The organism is Microbacterium sp. (genome assembly GCF_031178525.1).
In the GTDB taxonomy this organism is placed as follows: domain Bacteria; phylum Actinomycetota; class Actinomycetes; order Actinomycetales; family Microbacteriaceae; genus Microbacterium.
Map to the genome: position 1 here is coordinate 21,726 of NZ_JAPSJA010000010.1, position 7,256 is coordinate 28,981.

Here is a 7,256-nt window from a genome sequence, read left to right on the forward strand (position 1 = left end):
CGTGTCGGCTACGACAGCTCCTCCACGAGGGCGACGAGACGGCGCACCGACTCGGTCTTGCCGAGCAGCTCCATCGACTCGAACAGCGGCGGCGAGACGCGGCGACCCGTGATCGCCACGCGCGGCGGGCCGTAGGCCACGCGCGGCTTGAGACCCAGGCCGTCGATCAGCGCGGCCGCCAGCGCGGCCTGGATCCCGGCGGCGTCGAAGCCGTGCTCCGGCAGCGGCTCGAGCGCGTCGACGCACGCCTTCAGCACCGCGACCGCGTTCTCGGGGAGCCCCGCGCGGGCATCCTCGTCGTACGTCACATACTCCGCGAACAAGAAGCCGAGCAGACCGGACGCATCGCCGAGCAGCGGCAGGCGCTCCTGGATCAGCGGTGCCGCCTTCGAGATCAGCGCGCGCTGCTCGTCGGTCGGGTTCTCCCCCACTACGCCGTCCTTGATGAGGTACGGCAGGATGCGCTCGGCGAAGTCGGCGGGCTCGAGCATGCGGATGTGGTCGCCGTTGATGGACTCGGCCTTCTTCTGATCGAAGCGGGCCGGGTTCGGGTTGACGTCCGCGATGTCGAACGCCGCGACGAACTCGTCCAGCGAGAACACGTCGCGATCCGGACCGATCGACCAGCCGAGCAGCGCGAGGTAGTTGAGCAGACCCTCGGGCACGAAACCGCGGTCGCGATGCAGGAACAGGTCGGCGCGCGGGTCGCGCTTCGACAGCTTCTTCGTGCCGTCGCCCAGGACGAGCGGCATGTGACCGAAGCGCGGGATGAACGTCGTCACGCCGGCGTCGACGAGCGCGGAGTACAGCACGAGCTGACGCGCGGTCGAGGGCATCAGGTCCTCGCCACGCAGGACGTGCGTGATCCCCATCAGGGCGTCGTCGACAGGGTTCACGAACGTGTACAGCGGCGCGCCGTTGGGGCGCACGATCACGAAGTCGGGGAACGACCCGGCGGGGAACGTCACCTCGCCGCGGATGAGGTCCACGTAGGTGATGTCCTCGTCCGGCACGCGCAGGCGCAGGGCGGGCTGGCGCCCCTCCGCGCGGAACGCGGCCTTCTGCTCCTCCGTGAGGTCGCGGTCGTAGTTGTCGTAGCCGAGCTGCTTGGCGCGGCCGTTGGCCTCGTTGCGCGCGTCGATCTCCGAAGCGTCGGAGAAGCTCTCGTACACGGCGCCCGATGCCTTCAGCTTCTCGAGCACGTCGAGGTAGAGGTCGGTGCGCTGCGACTGGCGGTACGGCGCGTGCGGGCCGCCGACCTCGACGCCCTCGTCCCAGTCGATCTTCAGCCAGCGGAGCGCGTCGAGCAGCTGCTGGTAGCTCTCCTCGCTGTCGCGCGCGGCATCCGTGTCCTCGATGCGGAACACGAGCTTGCCGCCGTGGTGGCGCGCGTAGCCCCAGTTGAACAGGGCGGTGCGGATCAGGCCGACGTGCGGCAGACCGGTGGGCGAAGGGCAGAAGCGCACGCGTACGTCGGCGCCGGTGGCCGTCGTGGTGCGGGGATCGGGTGCAGAAGACATCGGATCCAGCTTAGTTGCGCGAACCCGACGCCACCGGGCCGAGGATGTCCGGAAGCACGCGGTCGAGGACGGCGAGCACCGCACGCACCGACGGAACGCGCTCGGCGCCGCGCGCGGCCACGAGGTGCAGCGTGCGGCGTTCGGTCCGCGGCAGGGAGCGGATCGCCACGCCGGCGTGGCGCGGAGTCGCCTCGAGGGCCATGCGCGGCAGCGTGGCGACTCCGATCCCCTGGGCCACGAGACCCTCGACGGCGACGAAGTTGTCGGTCTCGAACGTGATCCGCGGCGTGAAGCCCGCGCGTGCGCACAGCTCGAGCAGGTGCCGACGGCACCGGGGGCACCCGCCGATCCAGTTCTCGTCCGCGAGGTCGGCGACCGCACCCCGCTGATCGGCCGCGGCCGGATGCGCCTCCGGCAGCACGAGCAGCATGTCGTCATGTCCCGCCACCGTGACGGTGAGGCCACGCGCGCTCTCGCCGTGCGGGTCTTCTCGATCGCCCGGGAAGCTGAACGTCAGGGCGAGGTCGGCGCGCCCCTCGCGCACTGCTTCGACCGCCTCGGGCGGCTCCGCCTCGACGTACTGCAGCTCGAGGCCGGGGCGCTCGCGTGCGAGCTCGGCCATGAGACGCGGGAGCACGGTCGCCGATGCCGACGGGAAGCCGGTCATGCGCACGCGGCCGCTGCCGCCGCCGCGCAGCAGCCGGAGGTCCTCCTGTGCGGCCTCCAGTGCGGTGACAACGGCCGGCGCATGGCGGGCGAGCAGGCGGCCCGCCTCGGTCAGCCTCGCTCGCCGGCCGATCCGCTCGACGAGCGGCACGCCGGTGCGCGCCTCGAGTCGCTTGATGTGCTGACTCACGGCGGGCTGGCTGTAACCGAGCGCCGCAGCGGCGCTCGTGATCGAGCCGCCGTCGGCGATGGCGCGCATCAGTCGCAGGTCGTGCGCGTCCAGCTCGATGGCGGCGGGGCGGGCGCCGTCCCTCGCATCCGTCATGCCGTCAACCATAACCAGCGGTGAAGTATGTGATCAGCAACCTGCCGTAGACCAATGGGACATTCGTCGCGACGCTGGATGTCATGTCCTCCCCCTCCTTCCCTTCCCCCATCGGCGCGCTCCGCGACGAATTCCTCGGCGGGCCCGGCTATCTCGCCGCATGCACCGTCGGTCTGCCCCCGCGCCCGACGCGCGACGCCTTGATCGCGGATGCCGAATCGTCCGCCGCCGGACGCGTCGACGTCCCGGCGTACACGGCGGCGGCGGAGCGGTCGCGAGCGCTGTTCGCGCAGCTCGTCGGGGTCGACCCCGCGCGGGTCGCGATCGGCTCGCAGACCTCTCCCTTCGCGGCCCTGATCGCCGCGGCACTTCCCGACGGCGCGGAGGTGCTCGTCCCGGAGGGCGACTTCTCCTCGCTGCTGCTGCCGTTCGCGCACTCGACGCGACGCCTGCGCGTGCGTGCCGTCCCCCTCGCGGCGCTTGCGGATGCCGTGCGCCCGGACACCGCGCTCGTCGCGTTCTCGCTCGTCCAGTCGGCCACGGGCGACGTCGCCGACCTGCCCGCCATCACCGAGGCCGCGCGCCGCCACGGCGCTCGCACCCTCTGCGACGGGGCGCAGGCGGTCGGCTGGCTGCCGGTCTCGGCCGACGCCGTGGACGCGCTGGTCTGTCACGCCTACAAGTGGCTGTGCGCGCCGCGCGGGGTCGCCTTCCTCGCCGTCTCGGAGGACTTCGCGCGCGAGATCCCGCCCCTGTTCGCCGGATGGTACGCGGGCGCCGATCCGTGGACGTCCTGCTACGGGCACGACCTCCCGCTGGCGACCGATGCGACGAGGCTCGACATCTCTCCCGCCTGGCAGGCCTTTCTCGGCGCCGAGCAGTCGCTCGCGCTGTTCGCGGCATCGGATCCGGCGGCGATCCACGCGCATGACACCGGACTCGCGCGGCACTGCCGCGAACTGCTCTCGCTCCCCGAGCCGGCGATCGCGAGCGCGATCGTCTCCGCACCGGATCCGGACGGCGACGGCCTCGCCCGACTCGTGCAGGCGGGGATCACCGCGTCAGGCCGCGCCGGACGCGTACGTCTCGGTTTCCACGTCTTCAACGACCTTGAGGACGTCGACCGCGCGGTGCGCGCCCTGCGGGGCTGACGGGGGATCCGCGACGCACGTGCGGGTCGCGCGCGGGTCGCGCGCGGGTCGCGCGCCGTCGCGTGCCGGTCAGCGGCGCCCGAGCGGCGACAGCAGGGCCGTGACGGCCACGACACCGAGGGCGATGAGTGCCAGAGCGCCGTAGCCGAGCGTGTCCAGCACCACACCCGCGAGCACGGCGCCGACCGCGGCCGAGGCGGTCATCATGGTGTCGCTCAAGCCCTGACGGCGCGGGCGCCGGCCGACGGGTGTGCTCTCGGTGAGCAGCGCTGATCCGGCGACCGTGCCGGCGCTCCAGCCGAGGCCGAGCAGGAACAGCCCGACGACGACCGCTGGCTGCTCGTCCGGCCAGATCGTGAGGGTGCCGAGCGAGAGGGCCAGGATCCCGAGGCCGGTGAGGACCGTCGTGACCCGGCCCATCCGGTCGGCGAGCCAGCCGAACAGAGGCGAGGCGCCGTACATCCCGAGCACGTGCAGCGCGATCGTGGTGCCGACCAGCAGCGTGATCTCGGTCGTGTCGGAGCCATGCCCGGCGTGGGCGCCGCCGTGCGCGATGTGCGACAGGTGGATCGGCGTCATCGCCATCACGGACGCCATCACGACGTGCGAGGCGGCGACCGCGAGCATGGCGTACCGGGCGGCGACGGGCCGGTCGGCCTCCACCACCGGCCCGGCGGGACCGGACGAGCGGGCGATCCGCTGGGCGAGCACGAGCGGATCGGGCCGCAGCGCGACCACGTAGAGCGCCAGGGCCGCGAGCTGCGCGACGATCGAGAACAGGTACGCGCCCGTGAGCGGCGGCATCCCGACGGCCGCACCGAGAGCCTCGCCGGGTGTGATCATGAGCGGACCGAGCACTCCCCCGACGGTCGTCGCCCACACGACCGTGCCGAGGTCGCGCCCGCGGCGCTGCGGCGTCGCCAGGTCCGTCGCCGCGAACCGCGACTGCAGGTTGCCGGCGTTGCCCATGCCGATCAGGATCACGCCGACGAGCAGCAGCGGGAACATTCGCAGGCCCGCCGCGGTGATCACGGTCGCGATCCCGACCAGCGCGAACAGGTTGCCGAGCGTCAGCGCGAAGCGCCGGCCGCGCGCGCCCGCAAGGCGTGCCAGGGGGATCGCGCACAGCGCCGCGCCGAGCGTGACGGCGGCCGTCGCGAACCCGGAGAGCGACTCCTGCCCCGACACGTCGGCCGCCAGCAGCGCGCCGAGTGACACGGTCGCACCGAACGAGACTCCGCCGAGCACCTGGCCCGCCGCCAGGACCCTGACCGTCCGGCCCTGGATGCGCGCCAGCTCACCCGCGGCGGGAACGGCGGCAGAGGTGGTCACGACGCGAGCGCGTCGCGGGCGGTGTTGCGGAGGATCCCGATGCCGGGGATCTCGACCTCGATCGTGTCGCCCGCCTGGAACGGCCCGACGCCGGCGGGCGTGCCGGTCAGCAGCACGTCGCCCGGCAGCAGCGTGAACGCGGCCGATGCGTACTCGATGAGGAACGGGAGGTCGAAGATCATGTCGGTGAACGGCGCCCGCTGCCTCACCTCGCCGTTCAGCCGGGTGATGACCTCACCCTGCGACACGTCGAAGTCCGTCTCGATCGCGGGGCCGAGCGGGCAGAACGTGTCGAACCCCTTCGCGCGCGCCCACTGGCCGTCCGGCTTCTGCAGGTCGCGCGCTGTGACGTCGTTCGCGACCGTGTAGCCGAACACGTAGTCGAGCGCGTTGTCGGCCTTGACGTTCTTGGCGATGCGGCCGATCACGACCGCCAGCTCGCCCTCCCACTGCGTGTCCTGCGTCTGAGGGGGCCGCACGATCGTGTCGCCGGGGCCGACCACCGAGGTGTTCGGCTTGAAGAACAGCAGGGGCTGCTTGGGCACCTCGTTGCCGAGCTCCGCCGCGTGGTCGCGGTAGTTGCGCCCGACGCACACGATCTTGGAGCGCGGGATCACGGGCGCCAGGAGTGCGGCATCCGCGAGCGGCACCCGCTCCCCCGTGGTCTCGAAGCCCGCGAACATCGGATCGCCCGCCAGGACGACCAGATCGGCCTCGTCGAGGATCCCGTAGCGGATGGTGTCGTTGTGGCTGAACCGGGCGATCTTCACCCGCTCAGCCTAACGACACCGCTCAGGCGTCGAGCCGGTGCAGCCAGCCGTGCTTGTCCTCGCGGCGTCCGTACTGGATGTCGGTGAGCTCCTCGCGCAGCGAGAGCGCGAGTTCTCCGATCGGCTGGGCGTCCTCGAAGCCGGCGGCCTTGAGGGCGCCGATGGGTGTGATCACGGCCGCGGTGCCGCACGCGAACACCTCGGTGATGTCGCCGGAGGCGACGCCCTCGCGCCACTCGCTCAGCGACACGGGCCGCTGCTCGACCGCGAGGCCGCGGTCGCGCGCGAGCTGCAGGAGCGAGTTGCGCGTGATGCCGTCGAGGATCGTCTCGGACGCGGGCGTGACGATCGTGCCGTCCTTCATGACGAACAGGATGTTCATGCCGCCGAGCTCTTCGATGTTGCCGTCGGCGTCGAGGAACACGACCTGGTCGCAGCCGTTCTCGTACGCCTCGGCCTGCGGCAGCAGGCTCGCGGCGTAGTTGCCGCCCGTCTTCGCCGCACCGGTGCCGCCCTTCGCGGCGCGCTGGTAGCGCTCGGACAGCCAGATCTTGACGGGCTGGATGCCGCCCTTGAAGTACGAGCCCGCCGGGCTCGCGATCAGGTAGTAGGCCACCTTCTGAGCCGGGCGCACCCCGAGGAACGCCTCCTTGGCGAACATGAACGGGCGCAGGTACAGGGTCTGGTCCTCGCCCGACGGAACCCAGTCACCGTCGACCGCGATCAGCTCGCGCAGCGACTGCAGGAAGTACTCCGTCGGCAGCTCCGGCAGCGCCAGGCGGCGCGCGCTGCGCTGCAGGCGCTGCGCATTCTGCTCGGGACGGAACGTGTAGACGCCGCCGTCCGCGTGACGGTAGGCCTTGATGCCCTCGAAGATCTCCTGGCCGTAGTGCAGCACGGCCGCGGCGGGATCGAGACTGATCGGCCCGTACGGCTGCACGCGGGGCCGGTGCCAGCCGCCCTTGACCGACCAGCACACGTCGACCATGTGGTCGGTGAAGACGGTGCCGAAGCCGGGGTTCTCGAGCAGCTGCGCACGCTCGGACGGCGACTTCGCCGCGAGGTTCCTGGTGACCGCGAAATCGAGCGGGGCGAGTGCGTCGTCGGTCTGGGCGAGGGTGTCGGTCATGTCGGTGATCCTGTCTCGGGCGCGTGGGCCCAGATTACGCCTGCAGGCGTGCGGCGATGGCGTCGCCGACCTGCGTCGTGGTGCGGGGCTCCGCGCCCCGTGAGTCGATGTCGTGCTCGATCGCGCGCGTCACACGATCCGCCTCTTCTGCCAGCCCGAGGTGATCGAGCAGCAGGGCGATGGAGCCGATGGCGGCCGTCGGATCGGCCTTGCCGGTTCCGGCGATGTCGGGCGCAGATCCGTGCACGGGCTCGAACATCGACGGGAAGGCGCCGCTGGGGTTGATGTTTCCCGAGGCGGCGAGGCCGATGCCACCGGTGACGGCGCCGGCCAGGTCTGTGAGGATGTCGCCGAAGAGGTTGT

Annotated in this window: 7 protein-coding genes; 1 reads left to right on the plus strand and 6 read right to left on the minus strand. The window is 71.8% G+C overall.

The window, feature by feature from the left end:
- Window positions 1–8 precede the first annotated feature (8 nt).
- Window positions 9–1,520, minus strand: coding sequence for a glutamate--tRNA ligase (gene gltX / locus RIF89_RS01750; RefSeq protein WP_309067442.1), 1,512 nt, complete (start codon window positions 1,518–1,520; stop codon window positions 9–11).
- Between the two features lie 10 nt (window positions 1,521–1,530).
- The gene (locus RIF89_RS01755; RefSeq protein ID WP_309067443.1) at window positions 1,531–2,511 is read right to left on the minus strand and encodes a LysR family transcriptional regulator; all 981 of its coding nucleotides are present in this window, start codon (window positions 2,509–2,511) and stop codon (window positions 1,531–1,533) included.
- An 83-nt stretch (window positions 2,512–2,594) separates the two neighbouring features.
- Here RIF89_RS01755 and RIF89_RS01760 point away from each other — a divergent pair, with 83 nt between their 5' ends.
- On the plus strand, window positions 2,595–3,662 hold the full coding sequence (locus tag RIF89_RS01760; protein ID WP_309067444.1) for an aminotransferase class V-fold PLP-dependent enzyme: 1,068 nt from the start codon (window positions 2,595–2,597) through the stop codon (window positions 3,660–3,662).
- A 69-nt stretch (window positions 3,663–3,731) separates the two neighbouring features.
- Here RIF89_RS01760 and RIF89_RS01765 read toward each other — a convergent pair whose 3' ends face one another.
- From RIF89_RS01765 to RIF89_RS01780, 4 genes are all read right to left on the minus strand, one after another.
- Window positions 3,732–4,994, minus strand: coding sequence for an MFS transporter (locus RIF89_RS01765; protein WP_309067445.1), 1,263 nt, complete (start codon window positions 4,992–4,994; stop codon window positions 3,732–3,734).
- A complete protein-coding gene (locus tag RIF89_RS01770; protein ID WP_309067446.1) occupies window positions 4,991–5,764 on the minus strand; it encodes a fumarylacetoacetate hydrolase family protein in 774 nt (257 codons plus the stop codon). The genes RIF89_RS01765 and RIF89_RS01770 overlap by 4 nt, the downstream gene beginning before the upstream one ends.
- 22 nt (window positions 5,765–5,786) lie before the next feature.
- Window positions 5,787–6,893 carry a branched-chain amino acid aminotransferase gene (locus tag RIF89_RS01775; RefSeq protein ID WP_309067447.1) on the minus strand — a complete coding sequence of 369 codons (1,107 nt, stop codon included), beginning with the start codon at window positions 6,891–6,893 and terminating at the stop codon, window positions 5,787–5,789.
- Window positions 6,894–6,927: 34 nt separating this feature from the next.
- A partial coding sequence (locus tag RIF89_RS01780; protein WP_309067448.1) for an isocitrate/isopropylmalate family dehydrogenase occupies window positions 6,928–7,256 on the minus strand: 329 nt, incomplete at its 5' end.

Coding starts and splice junctions, on each gene's coding strand:
- gltX (WP_309067442.1), bottom strand. CDS start 1,520: ATGTCTTCTGCACCCGATCCCCGCACCACGACGGCCACCGGCGCCGAC.
- RIF89_RS01775 (WP_309067447.1), bottom strand. CDS start 6,893: ATGACCGACACCCTCGCCCAGACCGACGACGCACTCGCCCCGCTCGAT.
- RIF89_RS01755 (WP_309067443.1), bottom strand. CDS start 2,511: ATGACGGATGCGAGGGACGGCGCCCGCCCCGCCGCCATCGAGCTGGAC.
- RIF89_RS01760 (WP_309067444.1), top strand. CDS start 2,595: ATGTCCTCCCCCTCCTTCCCTTCCCCCATCGGCGCGCTCCGCGACGAA.